The following is a 22,290-nucleotide window of genomic DNA, read 5'->3' as shown; positions in this document are numbered from 1 at the left end:
CACCCCGCGCGAACCGATCGGTGTCCGCCGTTTCGGATCCTCGTGCTCCCCGTCGGGAGCACGCAGCACGGAAGACCCCGCACTGTCATGACCGCCGCCCCGGCACCCGCAACGCCCACCTCCGCTCCGGCACCCGCCGGCAACCCGCGCTCCCGCGTCGTCATCGCGAGCCTCGTCGGCACGTCGATCGAGTTCTACGACTTCTACGTCTACGCGACCGCCGCGGTGCTCGTCTTCCCGACGCTGTTCTTCCCGAACGAGGACCCGACGGCCTCGCAGTTGTCGTCCTTCGTCACCTTCGCCCTGGCGTTCTTCGCCCGGCCGGTCGGGTCGATCATCTTCGGGCACTTCGGTGACCGGATCGGCCGCAAGACCACCCTCGTCGCGTCGCTGCTCGTGATGGGCACCGCCACGTTCCTGATCGGCTGCCTGCCGACGTTCGACACCATCGGCGTCTGGGCCCCGGTCCTGCTCGCCGTGATGCGCTTCGCCCAGGGCGTCGGGCTCGGCGGCGAGTGGTCCGGCGCGGCCCTGCTCGCGACCGAGAACGCGCCGAAGGGCAAGCGCGGCGTGTTCGGCTCGATGCCGCAGCTCGGTGCCCCGATCGGCTTCCTGCTCGCGAACGGCCTGTTCATCGCGATCAACGCAGCGATGCCCGCCGGTGCCGACGGCACCCCGAACGCCGACTTCCAGGCGTGGGGCTGGCGCATCCCGTTCCTGCTCTCCGCCGTGCTCGTCATCATCGGTCTCTACGTGCGCTTCAAGCTCGTCGAGTCGCCGGTGTTCCGCGGTGTGCAGGAGTCCGGCACGGTGGCGAAGGTCCCGCTCGGCCGGGTGTTCCGCACCTCGTGGCGGGCCGTCATCGTCGGCACGTTCGGCATGGTCGCCACGTACGTGCTCTTCTACTTCATGACGACGTTCACCCTGTCGTACGGCACGACCGGCTCCGAGGCCAGCGCACTCGTCCCGAAGGTCGGCCTCGGGTACACCCGTGGCGAGTTCCTGACCCTGCTCATGATCGGTGTCGTGTTCTTCGGCATCTTCACCCCGATCGCGGGGCTGCTCGCCGACAAGTTCGGCCGCCGCAAGACCCTCATCCCGACCACGATCGGCATCGCGCTGTTCGGCCTGACGTTCCAGTTCTGGTTCGCGGCGTCGAGCGGCCCGATCACGGTGGTGACGTTCCTCATCGTCGGGCTCTCGCTGATGGGGCTGACCTTCGGTCCGATGGGTGCGCTGCTGCCCGAGCTGTTCCCGACGAACGTCCGGTACACCGGCTCGGCCATCGCGTACAACGTCGCGTCGATCCTCGGTGCGTCACTCGCCCCGACCATCGCGCTGGCGCTCTGGAAGCCGGACGGCGACATCTTCCTGGTCGGCCTGTACCTGACGATCGCGGCGTTCGTGACGCTGGTCGCGCTGCTCTTCGTGCGCGAGACGAAGTCGAAGGACATCGCCGACGCCTGATCGGCGACCACCTGACGAACGGGCGCACCCCGCTCAGCAGCGACGCGAAGCGTTGCGCGGGGTGCGCCGACCGAGCCTGCGAGGGAGGGGTGCCAGCTGGCACCGGGCCTCCTGTCCGTCACTCAGCGCTTGGACTTCTTGAGGTACGCCCGCAGGTCGGCGTACGTCCCGTCGTCCTCGCCGAACAGGACGACGCTCCGCGCCGTCTCGAGCCAGGCGCTCGTGGAGGGCCGGACCTCACTCAGGGCGGCGAGCAGATCCGGCATCCCGATGAGCCGGGCAGTGCCCGTCGTGATGCTGTCCATGAGCGCGTGCTCGGCGGCGACCTCGCACACGTAGGCGATGTCCGCACCGGAGAAGCCCTCGGTCCGCTTGGCGAGCGCTGCGGCGTCGATGCCCTCGACCGGTCGGTCGCGGAGGTGCCCGCGGAAGATCGCGTCGCGTGCCGGGGCGTCCGGCGGCAGGACGAGCACCGTCCGGTCCAGCCGACCCGGACGACGGAGCGCGGGGTCGACGTCCCACGGCTGGTTCGTCGCAGCCAGCACGAACACGCCCTCGTTCCCGCCGTCGACGCCGTCGAGTTCGGTGAGCAGCTGGTTCACCATCCCGCGCACGTGCGAGCTGCGGGTCTGGCTCCGTCGCTGGCCGAGCGCGTCGACCTCGTCGAAGAACACCACGCACGGAGCCGCGGCGCGTGCGGCCTCGAAGACCGCCCTGATGTTCTGCTCGCTCGCGCCGAGGTAGGGGTCGAGGACGTCGGTGATGGAGACGCTCATGAAGCGTGCGCCGAGCTCGCCGGCGACAGCCCGGGCGATGAACGTCTTCCCGCACCCCGGAGGGCCGTACAGCAGCAGACCGCCGCGGAGGCTCTTGCCGTACAACGCCCGGAGCTCGGGGTTCGCGAGCGGGGCGAGGAACGCGACGGTGAGCCGCTGCTTGACGGCCTCCATCCCGCCCACGTCCCCGAACCGGACCTCCGACGGCTCGACCGAGAACGCCGACGGCAGGTCCGGGTCGGGAGCCGAGTCCTCGACGAAGGACGGTTCGACGATGTGCTCGACCTGCTGTTCCGCGGCGTGCCAGTCGAAGTCGGACGGCGCACCAGCGGCGGGAGCGTCGGTCGGCGCGTCCGCGGGGAGTGCCGTGGCGGCACCCGGGCGCAGCACCGCCAGCATGAGCGCGCCCGCCGCGGCGTCGGTCGGCGCGATGGCGAGTGCGGCTGCCGCTTCGGCGGTCGCCTCAGCCGGACGTCCGGCTTCGAGGAGCAGACGACCGAGGTGGACACGCAGTGCGACGTCGTGGGGTGCGCTGTCGACCGCGCGTCGGAGCGCGCCGATCACCGGGTCGTCGTGGACCGGGTCGTCGTTCATCGGGAGTCCTCTCGGAGCGGTCGGTTCGGTGGTGTCGCGCGACGCGGCGTCAGGCCAGGCGCAGTTCGGTCGCGAGGGCGAGCTCGTCACCCGTCGTCATCGTCGTCCTCGTGCACCGCTGGGCGGGTCCTCGGGAAGGCGCGCAGGATGCGCTTCATCAGGACGGACGCGATGACGACCCCGACGAACACGAGACCCTGCGCGACGAGCGCGGCGACCGGTGGGAGGAACAGCCCGGTCGCCGAGATCGCGGTTGCTCCACCGAGGACCAGCGTCACGAGTCCCCAACCCGGTACCGCTCGTCGAGCGACCGAGACGAGGAAGGCGAGGCGAGGCCGTGCCTCGGAGGTGAACCGGAGGGCGATGAAGGCGATCACGGCGAGGGCGGTCACCGGCGGGAAGGTGGTCGCCCAGCGCTCCATCCCCGGATCCCCGCTGTCGATCGTCGCCAGGAAGCCGAGGGCGGTGATCACCGCCGCGCCGCCGAGGGCCACCCTGATGCGGGCGAGTGGGTTGACGACGCCGATCATGAGGTTCCGCAGTGCTGTGGCGTCCGTCGGGTTCGTCGACAGGATGCCCGCGAATGCCAGCGCGGACTCGCTCTCGTGGCCGTGCCGCAGCCGTGCCACCGCCAGGTTGTGCCGTGCCCCTCGGTCCTCCGGAGCGAGCGCGAGCCCCCGGCGGTACGCGTCCTGCGCTTCCCGTTGCCGTCCGACGGCGAGCAGGAGGTCGCCGTGCTGGCGGTGCACGAACGGTTCGGTGGGAGCCAGGCGCACGGCTTCGAAGCTCGCCCGCATCGCCTCCAAGCGGTTCTGCTCGCCGAGCCAGAGGGCATCGACTCGCGCAGCGTGCGCCTGCCACGATCCCGGGTCCGCGGCGACCGAACGACGGGCGGCCTCGACGGCTCCGATCTGGTCGCCAGAGCGGAGCAGGGCGGTCGACAGCACGCGGAGGGAGGTGCTGTCACCCGGCGCGAGAGCGACCGCTCGTCGAGCAGCTTCGCACGCCGCGTCCGGCTGGTCGAGCGCGAGCAGCGCCAGGGCGCGTACGCGCTGTCCGGCGATCGATTCGCCTTCGTCGTGTTCGGCTGCCCTGACCTCGGCGAGTGCCTGTTCCGGTCGACCGGCGTCGACGAGCGCGCCGGCACGGATCACCGTCGCCGGTCCGCGCTGTGCTGCCTCCCCCGCCACAGGGGAACTGTAGCGTTCGCCGTGGACTGCCGATGCCCCCAGGACGGGAGGCCCGGTGCCAGCTGGCACCGGGCCTCCCGTCAGTTCGTGGTCGCGCCGCGACGTTCCTTCCCATCGCACGCGCGATGGAAAGTGGAATCGGGCGTCCCTGGTCGGGAGGAACGACCAGGTACGCCCGATTCGACCAGGTACGCCCGATTCGGGCCGGTCGCGGCTAGAGCGCTTCGCGGAACTCCGTCACCAGGTGGCGGACGACCTCGCGCAGGTCGCCGCCGTTCTCCTGCGCGACCTGCAGCTGCCGCTGGTACGAGGCGCCGCGCTCGATCATCGTGTCGAGGTGGTGCAGCTCGTCGAGGCAGCCGAGCCGTTCGGCGATCGGGTCGAGCCGCTGCACCAGGTCGTGCACCTCGTCGGTCACGAGCCGCTCGTCGCCGGCGACGTTCGTGATGATCTCGGCCTCCATGCCGTAGCGGGCCGCGCGCCACTTGTTCTCGCGGATGAACCACGGCTGCATGGTGGGCAGGGTCTCACCGGCGTCGAGCCGGTCCGAGCAGGCGGTGACCAGGCACTGCACGAGTGCGGTGACGGCGCCGACCTCGTGCAGGGTCGAGATGCCGTCGGAGACCCGGTTCTCCAGGGTGCCCCAACCCGGCGACGGGCGGATGTCCCAGCGCAGGTCCTTCACGCCGTCGATGACGCCGGTGTGCGTGAGGTCGCCGACGACCTCTTCGAAGTTCGCCCAGGCGCCGAGCTGCGGCGGGAGCCCGCCGGTCGGGAGCTGCTGGAACATGAGGGCGCGGTTCGAGGCGTACCCGGTGTCGGTGCCGCCCCAGAACGGGCTCGAGGCGGTGAACGCCTGCAGGTGCGGGACGTAGGCGAGCATCGCGTTCATGATCGGGACCGCCTTGTCGCGGTCGTCGATGCCGACGTGCACGTGCACGCCCCAGATGAGCATCTGGCGTCCCCACCAGCGGGTGCGGTCGATCAGGGTCGTGTAGTGCTCGCTGTCCGGGGTGATCTCCTGCTGGTCCCACACCGCGAACGGGTGCGTGCCCGAGCACATCACCTGGGCGTCGAGCGGTTCGGCGGCGTCGATGACCTCGCCGATGATGCCGGACAGCTCGCTCGTCGCAGCCCCCACGCGGTCGTGGACGCTCGAGACGACCTCGACCGTGTTGGTCAGCAGCTCCTCGGTGACGCGGTCGTGGTCGCCGAGCCGCTCGTGCACGGCGGCGATGACGGCGGGGGCGCGGGGAGCGAGGTCGCCGGTCGACCGGTCGACCAGGGGGAGTTCCCACTCGACGCCGATGGTCGACGGGCGGGACTCGGTGAAGCGGATGTCCATGCCGTCCATCCTGCCCGGGTCCTTGTCGGACACGCACAACGAAGCGTTGTCCCGATCGTGCGGATCGTCCTGCAACTAGTTCCACTGTGGGCGTACCGTTGAAATGTTCCTACAGGGAAGAGGTACGCATGCAGTTGGTGGTGCGCGGGACGAACGCCCCGCTCGTCGGAGAACTCGACATCCCGGTCTCGAAGTACCACGCGCACCGCGCGCTGGTGCTCGCGTCGCTCGCGAAGGGGACGAGTGTCGTCTCCGGGGTGAGCGCGACGCGACAGGTGGAGTGGACCGTGGGCACGCTCCGCGCCCTCGGCGTCGACGTCAAGCGTCGCGGGAACGCGTACCACGTGACCGGGCTGGGCGGCCGGTACCAGGCGACCGACGTCGTGGACCACGGTTCGCGCGGTGCCGACGGACTGCTCAACATGGGGTCCTCGGGCACCACGCTCTACTTCATGACCGGGCTCGCCTCGCTGGCCGACCGCCCGATGACCCTGTCGGGCATGAAGTACTTCCAGCGCCGGCCGATCAAGGCGCTGCTCACCTCGCTGATGCAGATGGGGGTGGAGCTCGAGGCGACGAACGACTGCCCGCCCGTCACCGTGCAGCCGAAGCGTCCGCGCGGCGGTGACGTGACGATCGCCGGCACCCTGTCGCAGTGGGTGTCCGGGCTGCTGCTCGTGGCGCCGTTCGCCGAGCACGAGACCCGGATCCACATCACCGGCGGGCGGCTCAACGAGCAGCCCTACGTCGAGCTCACCGTGCGGATGATGCGGCAGTTCGGCCTGACGGTGGAGGTCTCCGACGACTGGCTCGAGTACCGGATCCCGGCGGGCCAGCAGGCCACCCCGCACGACTACGTCATCCCGCCCGACATCGGCTCCGCAGCGTTCGGCATCGCGGCGGCCGGCACCCGCGAGTCGAACGTGCTGCTGCGGGGCATGACGGCCACGACGACGGCCGAGACCGACCACCCGGAGAGCGAGTTCCTGGACCTCGCGACCGCGATGGGCGTCCCGATGCGGATCGACGAGGAGACCGGCTTCGTCCGGATCGAGCACGACGGGTCCCCGCTCCGGCCGCTCGACGTCGACTGCCGTCCGATCCCGGACCTGCTGCCCGTGCTGTCCACGATGGCGACCTTCGCCGAGGGCACGAGCCGACTGTGGAACGTGGCGCACATCCGGCTGAAGGAGTCCGACCGCGTGGCGGCGATGCTCCAGCTCAACCGGATGGGCGGCCGTGCCGAGCAGGGTGCGGACGAGCTGCGCGTCACCGGTGTCGGTGCGGCCGGGCTGCACGGAGCGCCGATGTCCTCGTTCAACGACCACCGCGTGCTGATGTCGCTCGCGGTCGCGGCCTCGGGTGCCGACGGGGTGTCCGGCCTGACCTACCCCCGTGCCTACCGGATCTCCTACCCGACGTTCCTCGAGGCGATGAACTCCGTCGGGCTCGACATGTCCGTCGGTGACCGGCTCGCGGCCCAGGTGGCGCGGGACGACCGGATCGACGCCGCCGAGGCCGACGGGGTCCGCACGCACCTGGGCACGCCTCTCGAGACGTCTGCGGCGCCCGAACCAACCGACCAGCCGGTCGCGCAGCCCGCCGGCCCGCAGCCCGTCACCGCACAGCCCGCCGCCCCGCAGCCCGCCGCCCCGCAGCCCGCCGCCCCGCAGCCCGCCGTCGCCGTGCCCGAGCTCGCCGGCGTCGACGCCGATCCGCTCGTCCTGAGCGAGCGGGTCCGCGCCCTGTCGCAGACCGACCCCGACGGCCTCGCAGTGATCGAGGTCGGCGGTGCGACCCCCGCGAACACCACGTGGAAGGAGCTGCAGGACGAGGCCGACCGGGTCTCCGCCCTGCTGCTCGAACTCGGCGTGCGCACGGGCGAATCCGTCGCGATGCAGCTGCCGAACTGGCGCGAGTTCGTGTCGATCACCCTCGGTGCGATCCAGATCGGCGCCGTCGCGACCCCGATCATGCCGGTGTTCGGTCCCCGCGAGACCACGATGACGCTGGCGCGTTCGAAGGCCCGTGTGGTCTTCCTGCCGAACGTGTTCCGGAAGCGCCGTCCAGCGCTCGAACTCCTCGACGTCATCGACGAGGCCGCCGCGCAGGACCGTCGCCTGTCGCTCGAGCACGTCATCGTGCTCCGCGCCGAGGCCCGCGGGCAGGGGGACACCCCGACGAACCAGCCGCCGCTGCCCGCCGACGCCCTGGAACGGGTCGTGGCGAGCGACTGGCACTGGCGCTACTTCGAGAACGCCCTCGCCGCCGTGCACGTCGACGTCGACGAGATCGCGTCGCACGCTCCCGGCCCGGATGACGTGTGCCAGCTGCTCTTCACCTCCGGCACCACGGGGGAGCCGAAGGGCGTGCAGCACCCGCACCGCACGCTCGGGCTCGCGACCGCCATGCACGTGGCGCAGTCCGGGCTGACCAGCGCCGACCGCATCTACATCCCGTCGCCGCTCGCCCACCAGACCGGGTTCCTGTACGGCATGCTGCTGGCGTTCCGGCTCGGTGCCCCGCAGGTCATCCAGCCGGTGTGGGACGGCCGCGTCGCACTCGAGCAGGCGTTCGGCGTCGCCCGGGCGTCCTTCGTGCAGTGCGCGACACCGTTCCTGACCGACCTCGTCGACCTGGTCGAGGCCGGTGCTCCACAGCCCGAGTCGCTCCGGATCTTCGTGCCGACGGGCGCCGCGGTACCCCGTGCACTGGCTCAGCGGGCGAGCACGGTGCTCGGCAGCGCCATCCTCGGCGCCTTCGGGACGAGCGAGACGTGTCTCGGGGCCCTGTCCAGCCCGAGCGACGACCCCGCCGACGCCTACGGGCACGACGGCCGGGCGCTGCCGGGCATCGCGATCCGCATCGTCGACGACGCGGGGATCGAGCTGCCCGCCGGGACCGAGGGCAACTTCGAGCTGCACTCGCCGACGATGTTCGCGGGCTACCTCGACCGCCCGGACCTGACCGACGACGTGTTCACCGCGGACGGCTGGTACCGGACCGGCGACCTGGCGAAGGTCGACGAGAAGGGCTTCCTGTCGATCACCGGGCGGGTGAAGGACGTCATCAACCGCGGCGGCGAGAAGATCCCCGTCGTCGAGATCGAGAACCTGCTGTACCAGCACCCGCTGGTCACGGACGTCGCGATCGTCGCGATGCCGGACGAGCGGCTCGGTGAGCGTGCCTGCGCCTGGGTCGTGAACGCCCGCGCGGAGGAGCCGCTCGACTTCGCCGGGATGCAGCAGTACCTCGACACGGCCGGCGTGAGCAAGTACTACTGGCCGGAACGACTCGAGTACACCACCGAGCTGCCGCGCAACGCGGTCGGCAAGGTCCAGAAGAACATCCTGCGCGAGCAGGCGGCCGCGCTCGTCGCGACGAAGGAGAACGAGACACGATGACGATCGTCGAGCAGACGAGCACGGGCTTCGACGAAGCCGCCTTCCAGCAGCTCAAGGCCGAGGTCACCGAGTGGGTCCGCGGCCGCGGCGAGGCGTGGGCGGACGAGATCGAGCGCACCGGCCGGGTCGCCCCCGAGCTGTTCCAGGAGCTGAAGGAGAACGGGTGGCTCAGCCTCGCCGCCCCGACGGAGCTCGGCGGACGGGCGATCCCGTTCTCGCGCTACCTCGAGATCATGGAGGTCGTCTCCCGCTCGCACGCCTCCATCCGCATGCTCGTGCACGTCATCAACGGCACCTGGCGCGCGATGGCCCCCTACGCGACGCCGGAGCAGATCGAGCGGGTCGTCAAGCCGTCCGTCGCCGGTGACACGCTCGTCGCGTTCACCCTGACCGAGGCCACCGCGGGCACCGGAGCGGACATCCGCACGACCGTCCGGCGCGAGGGCGACACCTACGTGATGAACGGCGAGAAGCACCTCATCACCTTCGGCGTCAAGGCCGACTACTGGCTCATCGCCGCCCGCCTCGAGGGGACGAGCGGCCAGGACGGCACGGTCGCGTTCCTCATGCCGAACAACGGGCTGCCGGGTGCCGAGGTGATCGACGACTCCGACACCATGGGCATCCGCGGCACCGACCACGCGATCCTGCGCTTCACCGACGTGCCCGTGCCGGCGAGTGCACTGCTCGGCGCCGAGGGCCAGGGTCTCGAGGTCGCGCTCGGCGGCTTCCTGCTGCCGAGCCGGGTGTCCGTCGCGATGAGCGCCGTCGGGCTCGCGGAGCGGGCGAACGAGCTCGCCGTCGAGTACGCGAACAAGCGTGAGACGTTCGGCAAGCAGCTCTCCAGCCGCCAGGCGATCCAGTTCTACCTGGCCGAGAACTACGCCGACATCGCCGCAGCACGCGCCCTGGTGCTCGAGGCCGCTCGCGCCTACGAGGAAGACCGTCCCGACGCCGGCACCCTGTCCAGTGCCTCGAAGATGGTCGCCGTCGACATGCTCGCGCGCGTCACCGACAAGGCCCTGCAGGTGCACGGCGGGCAGGGCTACTGGAAGCGCAACGCCATCGAGCGCGTCTACCGCGACGCACGCGCGCAGCGCTTCGAAGAGGGCACCAACGAGATCCAGAAGCTGGTCGTCGGCCGCGCCGTCGTGACCGGCAAGGCCGGGTTCTAGACCGCAACCAACCACCGGACTGGAGGCCCGTGGCGGGCCCGCCCCGCGCCTCCCGTCCGTCCCCACGCACGCAAAGGACCGCAGTGACCGACAGCACCAACGCACCCATCGCGCTCAGCTCGCCCATCGCACTGATCACCGGCGCTTCGCGCGGCATCGGCCGCCTGCTCGCGCAGAAGCTCGGCCAGCGCGGCGTCACCGTCGTGGTGACGTACAAGGGCAACGCCGACCTGGCCGAGGAGTCCCTGGCCGACGTCAGGGCGGCCGGCGGCGACGGCATCACGGCGCAGGTCGACATCGAGCAGCCGGAGTCGATCGACGCCCTGTTCGACCTGGTGCGCGACACCTACGGACGCCTCGACATGTTCGTCGCGAACGCCGCCGCCAGCGCGTTCAAGCCCGTCGCCGACCTCAAGCTGCACCACCTCGACCGCAGCTACGCCACGAACGCCCGCTCGTTCGTGCTCGGCGCCCAGCGCGCCGCGGAACTCATGGACCGGGGTGGCCGCATCGTCGTCGTGACCTCGTACGGATCACTCCGGGCATTCCCGACCTACGCCGCACTCGGTGCCGCCAAGGCCATGAGCGAGGCGTACATGAAGTACATGGCGGTGGAGTTCGGTCCGCGTCAGATCACGGTCAACGCGGTGAACGGCGGCCTCATCGACACCGACTCGCTCGAGTACTTCTACACGAAGGTCCCCGGGCAGGCGCCGATGGACACCGTCCTCGAGAAGCTCCCGCTGCAGCGCCCCGGGACGGCCGACGACATGGCCGACGCCGTCGACTTCCTGCTGTCGGACAAGGCCGGGTACATCACCGGGCAGGTGCTCTCGGTCGACGGCGGGCTGACGGTCATCGCCCCGCCGTACTGGTCGGACACGACGTCGCCCCTCCGCGACGCGGTGCTGCCGGCCGACGCTCCGGGCGCGGACACCGCAGAATAGGCGCATGAGCAGCGTCGCTTCCGCCCCCGTCGTGCCGGAGTCCCTCCGGACCGTCGCGTCACCCTGGACCCTCGGCCCCCTGCACCTGGCGAACCGGGTGGTGATGGGGTCGATGCACACCGGGCTCGAGGTACACGACGACGGTGGAGCCGGCATGGCCGCCTTCTACCGCGAACGGGCGGCCGGCGGAGCGGCGTGCATCATCACCGGCGGCATCGCGGTGAACGACGAGGCCCGCGGAGGTCCGGACTTCGCGGTGTTCGGCGTCGGGGGAGCCGACGAGCGGTTCCGGGTGGCGGTCGACGCCGTGCACGACGAGGGCGGGACCATCCTGGCGCAGCTGTTCCACGCCGGGCGGTACGCGCTCGCGTCGGGCATGGTCGACCGGCACGGCGACCCGCAGCGCGTGGTGGCGCCCTCGGCCCTGCCGTGGGCGGCCGCCCGCGGTGTGGTGCCGACCGCGCTGACGTCGGCCGAGGTCGAGCGGACCATCGAGGACTTCGCCGCCGCGGCCCGCACCGCCCGCACGATCGGGTTCGACGGCGTCGAGATCATGGCGTCCGAGGGGTACCTGATCAACCAGTTCCAGTCGCCGCTGACGAACCTGCGCGACGACGAGTGGGGCGGTGACGCGGAACGGCGTCGGCGCTTCGCGATCGAGGTCGTCCGGGCCGTGCGCGCCGCGGTGCCCGAGCTCGCCGTGACGATCCGGCTGTCCGGCGCCGACCTGATGCCCGGCTCGTCGACCGAGGACGAGGTCGACGCGCTCGTGCACGATCTGCTGCCGCTCGGACTCGACGGCATCTCGGTGGGCATCGGCTGGCACGAGTCCCGCACCCCGACCGTGCAGGCCTCGGTGCCGCACGGGGCCTGGCTGGCGTACGCGACACGGATCGCCGCGGTGGTGCGCGCGTCCCCGTACCCGGACGTCCGCGTGATCGCCTCGAACCGGATGACGGACCTGCGCGACGGCGAGGCCGTCCTCGCCGACGGGACCATCGACGCCGTCGCCCTCGCCCGGCCGTTCCTCGCCGACCCCGCCATCGTGTCGCGCTCGCTCGCGGGCGGGTTCGCCCTGGTGAACACCTGCATCGGCTGCAACCAGGCGTGCCTCGACCGTTCGATCATCGGCGCACCGGTGTCCTGCCTCGTGAACCCCCGTGCCGCCCGCGAGGTCGCGTTCCCCGCTCGCCCGACCACCGACCCGAAGCGCGTCGACGTCGTCGGTGGCGGACCGGCCGGGCTCGCCGCCGCGGTGGACGCCGCACGTCGGGGCCACGACGTCACCGTCTGGGAGGCCTCCGACCGCCTCGGCGGCCAGTTCGGCCTCGCCGCACTCGTCCCGGGGAAGGAGGACTACGCCGCCACGGTGCGGTCCGCCCGCGCCGAGCTCGCGGAGCGGGGCGCCACGATCCACCTCGGACGCCCGGCGACGGCTCGGGACCTCGTCGACAGCGACGCCGTCGTGCTCGCGGCCGGGGTCGTCCCGCGGAGCATCGACGTCCCCGGCAGCGACCTGCCGCACGTGCTGTCCTACGAGCAGGCCCTGCGGAACGGCGTACCCGAGGGCACCGTCGCGATCATCGGCGGCGGCGGCATCGGCGTGGACACCGCGGCGTTCCTGACCGAGTCGCCCGACGAGGTCGTCCGGGCCGCCGAGTTCGCGGCCCGGTGGGACCTCGACGTGTCCGAGGAGCTCGTCGGCGACGTGCCGCAGCGCCTCCCCGCGGCACGGCGCACCACCCGACCGGGGTCGCAGGTGACGGTGCTCCGGCGTTCGGGCAAGTTCGGCCAGGGGATCGGCATCACCTCGCGCTGGGTCGCGATCGGCCGGCTGCGGGATGCCGGGGTGCGGATGGTCGGCGGCGTGCAGGAGTACCTGCGCATCGAACCCGGGGTGCTCTGGATCCGCGACGAGTACGGGGACGAGGTCGGCGTCCCGGCGGACACCGTCGTGGTCTGCGCCGGGCAGGAGCGCGCGACCGACGCCGAGGGCGACGCGCCTGACGGACTCGTGACGGGCCTCCAGGCCGCCGGCGTGCCGTACGCCGTCGTCGGCGGCGCGCGTGACGCGCGGAGCGTGGACGCGGTCCGGGCGACGTCCGAGGCCCTCGAAGCGGTGCGGCGGCTCGCGCCGTAGCGAGTCGGCTCGCATCACGGCCGGGAATCTGCAAGAATGAACGGTCGAATCGCCGCAGCTCGACCCTCTATCCAGCTGTGAGCGATCTCTCTCGAGCTTTCGCCGTGTGTGCCCCCACGCCCGCGGTTCCAGTTCAACCACAACGAAAGCAAACAGGAGCAATTGTGGCTGTCAAGATCCGTCTGAAGCGTCTCGGTAAGATCCGTGCGCCCTACTACCGCATCGTCGTCGCCGACTCGCGCACCAAGCGCGATGGTCGTGTCCTCGAGGAGATCGGTCAGTACCACCCGACCGAGGAGCCCTCGGTCATCAAGATCGAGTCCGAGCGTGCGCTCTACTGGCTCGGCGTCGGCGCGCAGCCGACCGAGCAGGTCGCGGCCCTCCTCAAGCTGACCGGTGACTGGGCCAAGTTCAAGGGCGAGAAGGACACCGAGTCCAAGGTCAAGGTCGCCGAGCCGAAGCTGGCCTTCCAGGTCGACTCCTCGAAGAAGGCCGTGCTCAAGCCGAAGTCGGAGAAGACGGCTCCCGCCGCCAAGGCCGACGACGCCGAGACCGCCGACGAGACGACCGAGGCGTAGTCCTTGCTCGAATCCGCGCTGACGCACCTCGTCAAGGGGATCGTCGATCACCCTGACGACGTGCGCGTCGCCAGCTCCACCTCCCCACGCGGCGAGGTCCTCGAGGTGCGCGTGCACCCCGAGGACCTCGGCCGCGTGATCGGTCGCGCCGGGCGCACCGCCAAGGCGCTCCGCACGCTCGTCACGGCCCTGGCCGACGGCAAGCGCGTGCGGGTCGACGTGGTGGACACCGATTCCTAGGGAGACGACCCAGCTCCGGGTGGGTCGAATCACGAAGGCGCACGGGCTCAAGGGCGGCATCAAGCTCGAGCTCTACACCGACGACCCGGATCGTCGGTTCACCCCGGGCGCCACCTTCACGCTCCAGGTCCCCGACGACTCACCGTGGTCGGGCAAGACCCTCGAGCTGGACGAACTCCGCTGGTACAACGGTCACCCCGTCGCGTTCTTCGCCGGGATCGACGACCGCACCGCGGCCGAGTCCCTGGCTCGCATCATCCTCTGGGTCGAGCAGGACGCCGACGCCGAGACCGGTGAGGACGACGCCTGGTACGACCACCAGCTCGTCGGGCTCAAGGTCCTGCGTGACGGCGTCGAGGTCGGCACGGTCGCCCGCGTGGACCACATGCCCGCACAGGACCTGCTCGCGATCGACACGCCGTCCCGCGGCGAGGTCCTCGTGCCGTTCGTCTCGGCCATCGTGCCGGCGGTCGACATCGCGGCCGGCACCGTCACGGTCACGCCCCCGCAGGGCCTGTTCGAAGACCCCGAGGACACCTCGCGCCCCGAGACGGTCACGGACTAGTCCCCGTGCGGATCGACATCGTCACGATCTTCCCGGAGTTCTTCTCCGTGCTCGATGTGTCCCTGCTCGGCAAGGCCCGCTCCGGCGGTCTCCTCGACCTGCACGTGCACGACCTGCGGTCGTGGACCACCGACCGGCACCGCACCGTCGACGACACCCCGTACGGCGGTGGCGCCGGCATGGTGATGAAGCCGGAGCCGTGGGCGCAGGCGCTCGAGGCGCTCTTCCGCCCCGACGGCTCGTCGACCCTGGTGGTCCCGACGCCGGCCGGCACGCCCTTCACGCAGTCGATCGCTCGGTCGCTCGCGTCGACGTCGGAGCACCTCGTGTTCGCCTGCGGGCGGTACGAGGGCATCGACGCCCGCGTCTTCGAGTGGGCGTCGTCGCGCGCCACCGTCGTCGAGCTCTCGCTCGGCGACTACGTGCTGAACGGCGGCGAGGTCGCGGCGATGGCCATGATCGAGGCCGTCGGACGACTCGTCCCCGGCGTCGTCGGCAACCCCGAGTCGCTGGTCGAGGAGTCCCACGAGGACGGTCTGCTCGAGTACCCCTCGTACACCAAGCCCGCGTCGTGGCGCGGCCTCGACGTCCCCGACGTCCTGCTCAGCGGGCACCACGCCCGCGTCGGTGCCTGGCGGCACGAGCAGCAGCTGGAGCGGACGCGGCGCGTCCGTCCGGACCTGCTGCCGCCTGCCTGACCTGCTGGCGCGTCTGCCGGCTGGACGAGTTTCGGGCTGAGCGACACTCCTCGCGGTTCGTTCCGCGTGAACTGTCGCTGAGCACGAAACCCGGCCCCGCCGGGTCTGCCTGGAGGCACGGGGCGGGCCCGCACCGCGCCTCCAGTCCGTCAGACGGTCGGGTCGGCGCGCTGGGCGCGACGCAGGGTCAGGACCTCGGGGCCGGCCTCGGTGACCGCCACCGTGTGCTCGACGTGCGCGGCACGCGAGCCGTCGACGCTGCGCAGCGTCCAGCCGTCGTCGTCCTGGTAGAGCTCGTCGGTCGTCTGCATGAGCCACGGCTCGATCGCGACGACCAGACCCGGTCGGAGCTTCAGGCCGCGACCCGGACGGCCGTCGTTCGGCACGTGCGGGTCCCCGTGCATGGTGCGACCGACGCCGTGCCCGCCGAACTGCAGGTTCACGTCATGGCCGGCCTGGTGCGCCACGTGACCGATGGCGTGCGAGACGTCGCCGAGCTTGTTGCCGGGAGCCGCCTGGGCGATGCCGGCGGCCAGTGCCCGTTCGACCGTGGCGATCAGTGCCTGGTCCTCGTCGCGCGGCGTGCCGACCTGGACGCTGACGGCGGAGTCCGCGACCCAGCCGTCCACGCTCGCGGCGAAGTCCAGGCTCACCAGGTCGCCGTCCTGCAGGGTGCGGTCGTGCGGCAGGCCGTGCAGGGCGGCGTCGTTGACCGAGGTGCAGAGGTTCTTGCCGAACGGCGACATGCCGAACGACGGGTGGTAGTCGACGTAGCAGCTCTCCGCCCCGCGTTCTGCGATCATCCGGGCCGCGACACGGTCGAGGTCGAGCAGGTTGACGCCGACGTCGACGGTCTCGAGCAGTTCGTCGAGGACGTCGGCCACGAACCGGCCGGCGACGCGGAGTCCGTCCAGCTCGGCGGGGGTGCGGAGTTCGATCATGGGTCCATCCTCGTCGTTTTGTCTCCCGCGCTCTCTGTGGCAGTATTGAACGCTGTGCCCTGGCTGGACTCTGCCACGGGGGAGTCGCCGACACCGGGCACGCACCACCACTTTCCGAACCTTCGATCCGCGGCGACCCGTGCGCGTCCGCAGAGAGTGAAACCCACCATGAGCCAGCTCCTCGACAACGTCGACGCAGCATCGCTGCGTACCGACGTCCCGGACTTCCGTCCCGGCGACACCATCAAGGTGCACGTCAACATCATCGAAGGCACGCGCTCGCGTATCCAGGTCTTCCAGGGAGTCGTCATCGGCCGTCAGGGCCACGGCATCGGCGAGACCTTCAAGGTCCGCAAGGTGAGCTTCCAGGTCGGCGTCGAGCGCTGGTTCCCGGTGCACTCGCCGATCATCGACCACATCGAGATCGTCACCAAGGGTGACGTCCGTCGTGCGAAGCTCTACTACCTGCGCGAGCTCCGCGGCAAGGCGGCCCGCCGCAAGATCAAGGAGAAGCGCGACGCCTGATCGCCTTCACAGTGAACGTCCGCGAGCCGGACGCCGCTGCGAGCCCCTCGTCCATGTACGGTTGTGCATCGACGGGGGGCTCTTCCCATCTGCGGGGAGTCAGTGGTTCGAACGAGAGCGAAAATGACGGACACGACAGAGGATTCCGGGCGCAGGCCACGTGCCGAGAAGCAACGGAACGGTGTCCTCACATTCCTCCGCGACCTCGTCATCATCTTCATCGCGGCACTGCTCGTGTCGTTCCTGGTGAAGACGTTCCTGATCCGGTCGTTCTACATCCCGTCGGCGTCGATGGAGAACACGCTCCAAATCAACGACCGCGTCATCGTGAACGAGCTCGTCCCCGGCGCCGTGGCACTGAAGCGGGGAGACGTCGTCGTCTTCAAGGACCCGGGCGGTTGGCTCACCGGGTCCGAGGTGCCGAGCGTCACGCCGGACACCCAGCCCGCGAAGGCCATCGACTGGGCACTGACCCAGGTCGGTCTCGGCACCGGTGACAGCGACGACCACCTGATCAAGCGCGTCATCGGTCTGCCCGGTGACAAGGTGTCCTGCTGCAACGACCTCGGGCAGATGTCGGTGAACGGTGTGCCGATCAAGGAGCCGTACCTGAAGCTCCCCGCCGGCGCCCCGGCCTCGGCGACCGACTTCTCGGTCACCGTGCCGAAGGGCACCATCTGGGTGATGGGCGACAACCGGAACGACTCGAAGGACTCCCGGTACAACGGCGACACCCCGTCGAAGGGCTTCGTCCCGATGTCCGACGTCACGGGTCGCGCGTTCGTCATCTCGTGGCCGGCGAGCCGCTGGACGTGGCTCGACGACCACCCCGAGGTGTTCGCCGGCGTGGAGGAGCGCGACGAGTGACCGCCGTCCGTCCGTCGCTCCGGGTCGAGAAACGTCTGCTCGCCGAGGGCCGCGTGACGGTCATCGGCATGGACGAGGTCGGCCGTGGAGCCATCGCCGGTCCGGTCGGCGTCGGTGTGGCCGCGGTGACGCTCGACATCGGTCGTGTGCCCCAGGGGCTCGCGGACTCGAAGCTGTTGTCCGAAGCGCGCCGCACCGACCTCGTGCCCGTCGTGCAGCGCTGGGCGCGCACGGCGGTCGGCATGGCCTCGGCGGACTTCGTCGACCAGCAGGGCATCGTGCCCGCTCTCGGTGCAGCCGGTGCGCAGGCGCTCGGCTCCCTGGTCGCCGACGGGGTGTCCCTCGACGGCGCGGTGGTGGTGCTCGACGGCTCGTTCGACTGGTTGAGCCGTGCGCTGCCCGCGTCGCTCCGTCCGGCCGCCGACCCGCTCGAGGTCGTCGTCCGGGTCAAGGCCGACCGCGACTGCGCCTCGGTGGCCGCGGCGTCCGTGGTGGCCAAGGTCGCTCGTGACGCGCTCATGATCTCCGCGCACGACGAGGCTCCGCACTACGGGTGGTTGTCGAACAAGGGCTACGGGTCGACGGCGCACTACGACGCGATCCGGGCGATCGGGGCGCACGCGCTGCACCGGAAGTCCTGGTTGCACCAGGCCTCGAGGGTCGCACTGGACGGCTTCGACGAACTCGACGCCCTCGCCGGTTGAGCCCGTCGTCCGCACGGGCCTCCGTCGCCGTAGACTGTGGGCGCAATGGATGAGGACGAATTCGACGACTACGACCGCGAGGTCGAGCTGGCCCTGTACCGCGAGTACCGCGACGTGGTGTCGCAGTTCCGTTACGTGGTCGAGACGGAGCGCCGTTTCTACCTGGCGAACGAGGTCGAACTCGTGCGCCGTGACACGGAGCACGACTTCTACTTCGAACTGACGATGAACGACGTCTGGGTCTGGGACGTCTACCGTTCCGACCGGTTCGTGAAGGGTGTCCGGGTACTCACGTTCAAGGACGTGAATGTCGAGGAACTCACGACGCGCGAACTCGAACTGCCGAAGGAACTCGCACTCGACGAGTGATCGTCAATTTCCTTTCTCCTGCTTCTTTCTCGATGAATCGCCGCTGATCCGGACCGCCGGGGAATTGTGCGCGCTATTCTGATGGGGAAATAACCGCCCCACGAACAGGAGCACCCCATGGCACAGAAGGTCACCGTCCAGCTCGTCGACGACCTCGACGATTCCCCCATCACCACCGGTGAAGGCCGGACGGTCGAATTCGCGTTCGACGGCTCGTCGTACGAGATCGACCTGTCGAACGACAACGTCGACAAGTTCCGCGAGGCGATCTCCGACTACATCGCCGCAGCGCGCAAGGTCTCCGGTCGTCGCACCGGCGGCGGTTCCGCGCCGAAGTCCGCCCCGAAGCGCGGCAACTCCGAAGAACTCGGCAAGATCCGCGAGTGGGCCAAGGAGAACGGGTACGAGGTCTCCTCCCGCGGGCGCATCTCGACGCAGGTGCAGGAAGCCTACGCAGCAGCGCACTGACGCTCGTCGCAGCAGGACCCGGGTGATCTCGATCGCCCGGGTCCTTCTTCTTTCCTCCACAGGGGCAATTCGCCCGCACTGATTCCACAGACTCTCCGGCTCCGCCGATCGGTGTGTGCGTTCCGGAGATCGTTGTCGTGGAGGCAACGACATGGAACAAGACGTGCAACGAGCACCGGGGCGGTCGCTCCGGAACGGCCGACTCGGACGATTCGGTGAAGAACGAGCGGTGGCCTGGCTCGAAGCCCGGGGATTCCGCGTGCTCGAGCGGAACTGGCGATGTGCCCGCGTTGAGATCGACATCGTCGCGTGGGATTCCTGCACGCTCGCCTTCATCGAGGTGAAGACCCGTTCCGGAGCCGCCACCGGTCACCCGTTCGAGGCGATCACGGCGGCGAAGCTCACCCGGATGCGGCGACTTGTGCCCGAGTGGTTCGACGCGCATCCCGAGGTCTCGGCGCGCGCGGTCCGGGTGGACGTCGTCGCGGTCCACGTCGACGGTCCCCGCACCGTCGTCGAGCACCTGGCGGGTGTGCTGTGACGGGCATCGGTCGCGCTGCCGCGGTCGCGCTGCTCGGGGTCACCGGTCGCCGGATCGAGGTCGAAGCGCACCTGACCAGTCAGCTCCCGGCGTTCAGCATCATCGGTCTGCCCGACACCTCGTTGGGTGAGGCACGGGAACGTGTGCGATCCGCGGCGGCGAACGCGGGGTGTCCGCTGCCCGCCCGCCGGATCACCGTGAACCTGACCCCTGCGGCGATCCCGAAACGCGGTTCGGGGTTCGACCTCGCCATCGCGATGGCCGTGCTCGCCGGTGCCGGTCTCGCGCCGGATGTCTCGGAGCGCATCGTCTACATCGGCGAACTCGGCCTCGACGGGCGGGTGCGTCCGGTCCCCGGCGTGATCCCGATGCTGATCGCCGCGCGCGACGCCGGTGTGGACCGCGTCGTGCTGCCCGTCGGCAACCTGACCGAGGCCCGCGTGGTCGGCGGGGTCCGGATCCGGGGCGTGGATTCGTTGCGGGCGGCGGCGATCGACGCCGGGGCACTCCTGCCGACGGTCGAGGTCGACCCGGTGCTGCCGGTCCCGGTCACGGCTGTGCCGCGTCCCGTGGCCGAGCTGTCGGACGTCGTGGGGAACCCGGTCGGCGTCCGAGCACTCATCGCCGCGGCCGCCGGTGGACACCACGCACTCCTGCTCGGTCCGCCGGGCGCGGGCAAGACCATGCTCGCCGAACGGCTGCCCGGGTTGCTGCCCGACCTCGACGACGAGACCGCGCTCGAGGTCGCCGCAGTCCGGTCCGTCGCCGGGCTGGGCCCCGCGTCGTGGAGCACGAAGCCACCGTGGGAAGCCCCGCACCACTCCGCGTCGGCGGTGTCGCTCATCGGCGGTGGGTCCGGGGTTCTGCGCCCCGGAGCGGTGTCGCGCGCCACCGGGGGCATCCTGTTCCTCGACGAGGCGCCGGAGTTCCCGCGGGCCGTGCTCGACGCGCTCCGGCAACCGCTCGAGTCCGGGCGGATCACGATCCACCGTGCGGCTGGGGCGGCCGAGTTCCCCGCACGCTGCCAGGTCGTCCTGGCGGCGAACCCCTGTCCGTGCGGCAACGCCGGTGGTGCGCACGGGCAGCCGTGCGAGTGCTCACCGAGCACCGTCCGCCGGTACCTCGGCCGCATGTCCGGGCCGCTGCTCGACCGGATGGACATCCGGGTGCTGGTGCCCCGGGTGACGACGGGTCGGATGCGGGACGCGGACGGCAGCACCCCGACGACGGCGGTCGCGCGTGTGGCGGTCGCGGCAGCACGAGCCCGCATGGCGGAGCGACTGCACGGCACAGGATGGACGCGGAATGCCGAGGTCACCGGGACGTGGCTCCGAGCCGAGGGACGCATCGAACCCGGGTCGACGGCGGACCTCGACCGCGCACTCGACCTCGGGACCCTGACGATGCGCGGGTGGGACCGTGTGATGCGACTGGCGTGGACGCTCGCCGACCTCGACGCGGTGGAGCGGCCCACGGGCGCGCACGTCCGCGGCGCCCTGGCCCTGCGGAGCGCGCTGTGATGCCGGCGGGCACGGAGCTCCTCGACACCGTGGCGCGCCTGCTCGGGCCCAGCGGTGTCGCGGTGGATCCGGTGCAGGCCGCGGCACGGGTCGCCTGGTCGGCCATCGTCGAACCGGGGGACTCCGTCGCCGGCGAGCTCCTCACCGGCCTCGGACCGGAGCGTGCGCTCGGTGCGGTGCTGCTCGCCGCGGACGGAGACTTCGATTCGCTGCTGGGATGCTGCGTCGACGCCGAGGTGCCGGGTGCGGAGGACCCAGCGGTGCTGCTCGGCGTGCTGCAGACCGCGGTGGAACGGTGGCGGCCCCGATTGGCCGCTGTCGAGGTGGGCGACGTGCTCGCGGCGGCCGGTGCGGTCGGAGCCGGACTGCTGGTCCCCGAGAGCGACGGGTGGCCGCCCGCGATGGATGACCTCGGGCCGCACGCCCCGGTGGTCCTCTGGACGCGCAGCACGGGTGCACGCCTCGGCGAGGGGATGCCGGCGTTGGGGGTCGTGGGGTCCCGGGCGAACACGGTGGCCGGTGCCGAGGCCGCGGCGGAGATCACCTCGACGGCGGCGGACGCGGGATTCCTCATCGTGAGCGGGGGCGCATACGGAATCGACGCGGTGGCGCACCGTGTCGCCGTCGCCGCCGGGACGCCCACGGTCGCCGTCCTGGCCGGTGGCATCGACCAGCTCTACCCGGTGGGCAATGCGCAGCTGCTCCACAACGTGGCGCGGCAGGGGGCGTTGCTCGCCGAGTCGGCACCGGGGACGCGACCGACGCGGTGGCGTTTCCTCGCGCGGAACCGGCTGATCGCCGCGCTGGCCGACGTCACGGTCGTGGTCGAGGCCGGCGCCCGGTCCGGGGCGCTCAACACCGCCCACCACGCAGCGCAGCTCGGCCGGCCGGTGTTCGCGGTCCCGGGAGCGTTCGCGTCCTCGGCATCGGTCGGGTGCCACCGGCTCATCGCACAGGGACGGGCGCAGATCGTCGTGCACCCCGGGGATCCGGTCGCGGCGGCGAGACCGGCGACCGGGACGAGCGGGGGAGCGGTGCCGGACGAACCGCTCCTGTCCGGTCGGCAGGACCCCGAGGTGCTCCGGGTGCTCGACGCGCTCGGCCGTCGCGCTCTGCCCGAGGCCGAGATCGCCCGTCGGGCAGGCATGTCGACGGCCGACGTCGCCGACGCGCTCGCCCTGGCGCAGCTGCAGGGACTCGTCGTCGCGAGCGGCGGCGGGTGGGGCCGGGCATGAC

The 22,290-nt window shown here is 71.0% G+C and carries 21 protein-coding genes; 17 read left to right on the top strand and 4 right to left on the bottom strand.

The window, feature by feature from the left end; all coding sequences use genetic code 11:
* Positions 1–87 precede the first annotated feature (87 nt).
* Positions 88–1,467, top strand: a complete 1,380-nt coding sequence (locus BIU91_RS16995; RefSeq protein WP_071406388.1) for an MFS transporter — start codon at positions 88–90, stop codon at positions 1,465–1,467.
* Between the two features lie 122 nt (positions 1,468–1,589).
* On the opposite strand, the gene BIU91_RS16990 is transcribed toward BIU91_RS16995, so the two are convergent.
* The 3 genes from BIU91_RS16990 to BIU91_RS16980 all read right to left on the bottom strand — a co-directional run bounded on the left by BIU91_RS16990 (position 1,590) and on the right by BIU91_RS16980 (position 5,381).
* Entirely contained in the window at positions 1,590–2,837 is a 1,248-nt protein-coding gene (locus tag BIU91_RS16990) for an ATP-binding protein (protein ID WP_071406387.1), read from the bottom strand.
* Positions 2,838–2,923: 86 nt separating this feature from the next.
* Complete coding sequence (locus BIU91_RS16985) at positions 2,924–4,027, bottom strand: hypothetical protein (protein ID WP_139196579.1); 1,104 nt, start codon at positions 4,025–4,027, stop codon at positions 2,924–2,926.
* Between the two features lie 214 nt (positions 4,028–4,241).
* The gene (locus BIU91_RS16980) at positions 4,242–5,381 is read right to left on the bottom strand and encodes a glutamate--cysteine ligase (RefSeq protein WP_171907874.1); all 1,140 of its coding nucleotides are present in this window, start codon (positions 5,379–5,381) and stop codon (positions 4,242–4,244) included.
* 119 nt (positions 5,382–5,500) lie between these two features.
* On the opposite strand from BIU91_RS16980, the gene aroA reads away from it, so the two are divergent.
* The 8 genes from aroA to trmD all read left to right on the top strand — a co-directional run bounded on the left by aroA (position 5,501) and on the right by trmD (position 15,119).
* Positions 5,501–8,776 carry a 3-phosphoshikimate 1-carboxyvinyltransferase gene (gene aroA / locus BIU91_RS16975; RefSeq protein ID WP_071406385.1) on the top strand — a complete coding sequence of 1,092 codons (3,276 nt, stop codon included), beginning with the start codon at positions 5,501–5,503 and terminating at the stop codon, positions 8,774–8,776.
* A complete protein-coding gene (locus BIU91_RS16970) occupies positions 8,773–9,951 on the top strand; it encodes an acyl-CoA dehydrogenase family protein (RefSeq protein ID WP_071406384.1) in 1,179 nt (392 codons plus the stop codon). Before aroA ends, BIU91_RS16970 begins: the two co-directional genes overlap by 4 nt.
* A gap of 83 nt (positions 9,952–10,034) precedes the next feature.
* Entirely contained in the window at positions 10,035–10,898 is an 864-nt protein-coding gene (locus BIU91_RS16965) for an SDR family oxidoreductase (RefSeq protein ID WP_071406383.1), read from the top strand.
* A gap of 4 nt (positions 10,899–10,902) precedes the next feature.
* Positions 10,903–13,038, top strand: a complete 2,136-nt coding sequence (locus BIU91_RS16960) for an FAD-dependent oxidoreductase (protein WP_071406382.1) — start codon at positions 10,903–10,905, stop codon at positions 13,036–13,038.
* A gap of 164 nt (positions 13,039–13,202) precedes the next feature.
* Positions 13,203–13,616 (top strand): 30S ribosomal protein S16, encoded by a 414-nt coding sequence (gene rpsP, locus BIU91_RS16955; RefSeq protein ID WP_071406381.1) that lies wholly within the window; start codon positions 13,203–13,205, stop codon positions 13,614–13,616.
* A 3-nt stretch (positions 13,617–13,619) separates the two neighbouring features.
* The gene (locus BIU91_RS16950) at positions 13,620–13,856 is read left to right on the top strand and encodes an RNA-binding protein (protein ID WP_017888258.1); all 237 of its coding nucleotides are present in this window, start codon (positions 13,620–13,622) and stop codon (positions 13,854–13,856) included.
* A gap of 19 nt (positions 13,857–13,875) precedes the next feature.
* Entirely contained in the window at positions 13,876–14,421 is a 546-nt protein-coding gene (gene rimM, locus BIU91_RS16945; RefSeq protein WP_171907871.1) for a ribosome maturation factor RimM, read from the top strand.
* A 5-nt stretch (positions 14,422–14,426) separates the two neighbouring features.
* Complete coding sequence (gene trmD, locus BIU91_RS16940; RefSeq protein ID WP_027465882.1) at positions 14,427–15,119, top strand: tRNA (guanosine(37)-N1)-methyltransferase TrmD; 693 nt, start codon at positions 14,427–14,429, stop codon at positions 15,117–15,119.
* A gap of 149 nt (positions 15,120–15,268) precedes the next feature.
* On the opposite strand, the gene map is transcribed toward trmD, so the two are convergent.
* Entirely contained in the window at positions 15,269–16,060 is a 792-nt protein-coding gene (map, locus tag BIU91_RS16935) for a type I methionyl aminopeptidase (protein WP_071406380.1), read from the bottom strand.
* 168 nt (positions 16,061–16,228) lie between these two features.
* On the opposite strand from map, the gene rplS reads away from it, so the two are divergent.
* The 8 genes from rplS (at position 16,229) to dprA (ending at position 22,289) form a co-directional block, all read left to right on the top strand.
* Entirely contained in the window at positions 16,229–16,585 is a 357-nt protein-coding gene (gene rplS, locus BIU91_RS16930) for a 50S ribosomal protein L19 (RefSeq protein ID WP_017888254.1), read from the top strand.
* Between the two features lie 123 nt (positions 16,586–16,708).
* Positions 16,709–17,452 carry a signal peptidase I gene (lepB, locus tag BIU91_RS16925; protein WP_027465880.1) on the top strand — a complete coding sequence of 248 codons (744 nt, stop codon included), beginning with the start codon at positions 16,709–16,711 and terminating at the stop codon, positions 17,450–17,452.
* Positions 17,449–18,156 (top strand): ribonuclease HII, encoded by a 708-nt coding sequence (locus tag BIU91_RS16920; RefSeq protein WP_071406379.1) that lies wholly within the window; start codon positions 17,449–17,451, stop codon positions 18,154–18,156. The genes lepB and BIU91_RS16920 overlap by 4 nt, the downstream gene beginning before the upstream one ends.
* A 45-nt stretch (positions 18,157–18,201) precedes the next feature.
* On the top strand, positions 18,202–18,525 hold the full coding sequence (locus BIU91_RS16915) for a DUF2469 family protein (RefSeq protein ID WP_017888251.1): 324 nt from the start codon (positions 18,202–18,204) through the stop codon (positions 18,523–18,525).
* A 117-nt stretch (positions 18,526–18,642) separates the two neighbouring features.
* On the top strand, positions 18,643–18,993 hold the full coding sequence (locus BIU91_RS16910) for an Lsr2 family protein (RefSeq protein WP_017888250.1): 351 nt from the start codon (positions 18,643–18,645) through the stop codon (positions 18,991–18,993).
* A gap of 163 nt (positions 18,994–19,156) precedes the next feature.
* Positions 19,157–19,534 (top strand): YraN family protein, encoded by a 378-nt coding sequence (locus BIU91_RS16905; RefSeq protein ID WP_253183794.1) that lies wholly within the window; start codon positions 19,157–19,159, stop codon positions 19,532–19,534.
* The gene (locus BIU91_RS16900; protein ID WP_084741418.1) at positions 19,531–21,054 is read left to right on the top strand and encodes a YifB family Mg chelatase-like AAA ATPase; all 1,524 of its coding nucleotides are present in this window, start codon (positions 19,531–19,533) and stop codon (positions 21,052–21,054) included. The genes BIU91_RS16905 and BIU91_RS16900 overlap by 4 nt, the downstream gene beginning before the upstream one ends.
* A complete protein-coding gene (dprA, locus tag BIU91_RS16895) occupies positions 21,054–22,289 on the top strand; it encodes a DNA-processing protein DprA (RefSeq protein WP_071406377.1) in 1,236 nt (411 codons plus the stop codon). Before BIU91_RS16900 ends, dprA begins: the two co-directional genes overlap by 1 nt.
* Position 22,290 lies beyond the last annotated feature (1 nt).

This window comes from Curtobacterium sp. MMLR14_002, from assembly GCF_001864975.1.
GTDB lineage: Bacteria > Actinomycetota > Actinomycetes > Actinomycetales > Microbacteriaceae > Curtobacterium > Curtobacterium flaccumfaciens.
Note: the sequence above shows the minus strand (reverse complement) of the source record. Positions and strands in the feature narration are given on the sequence as shown.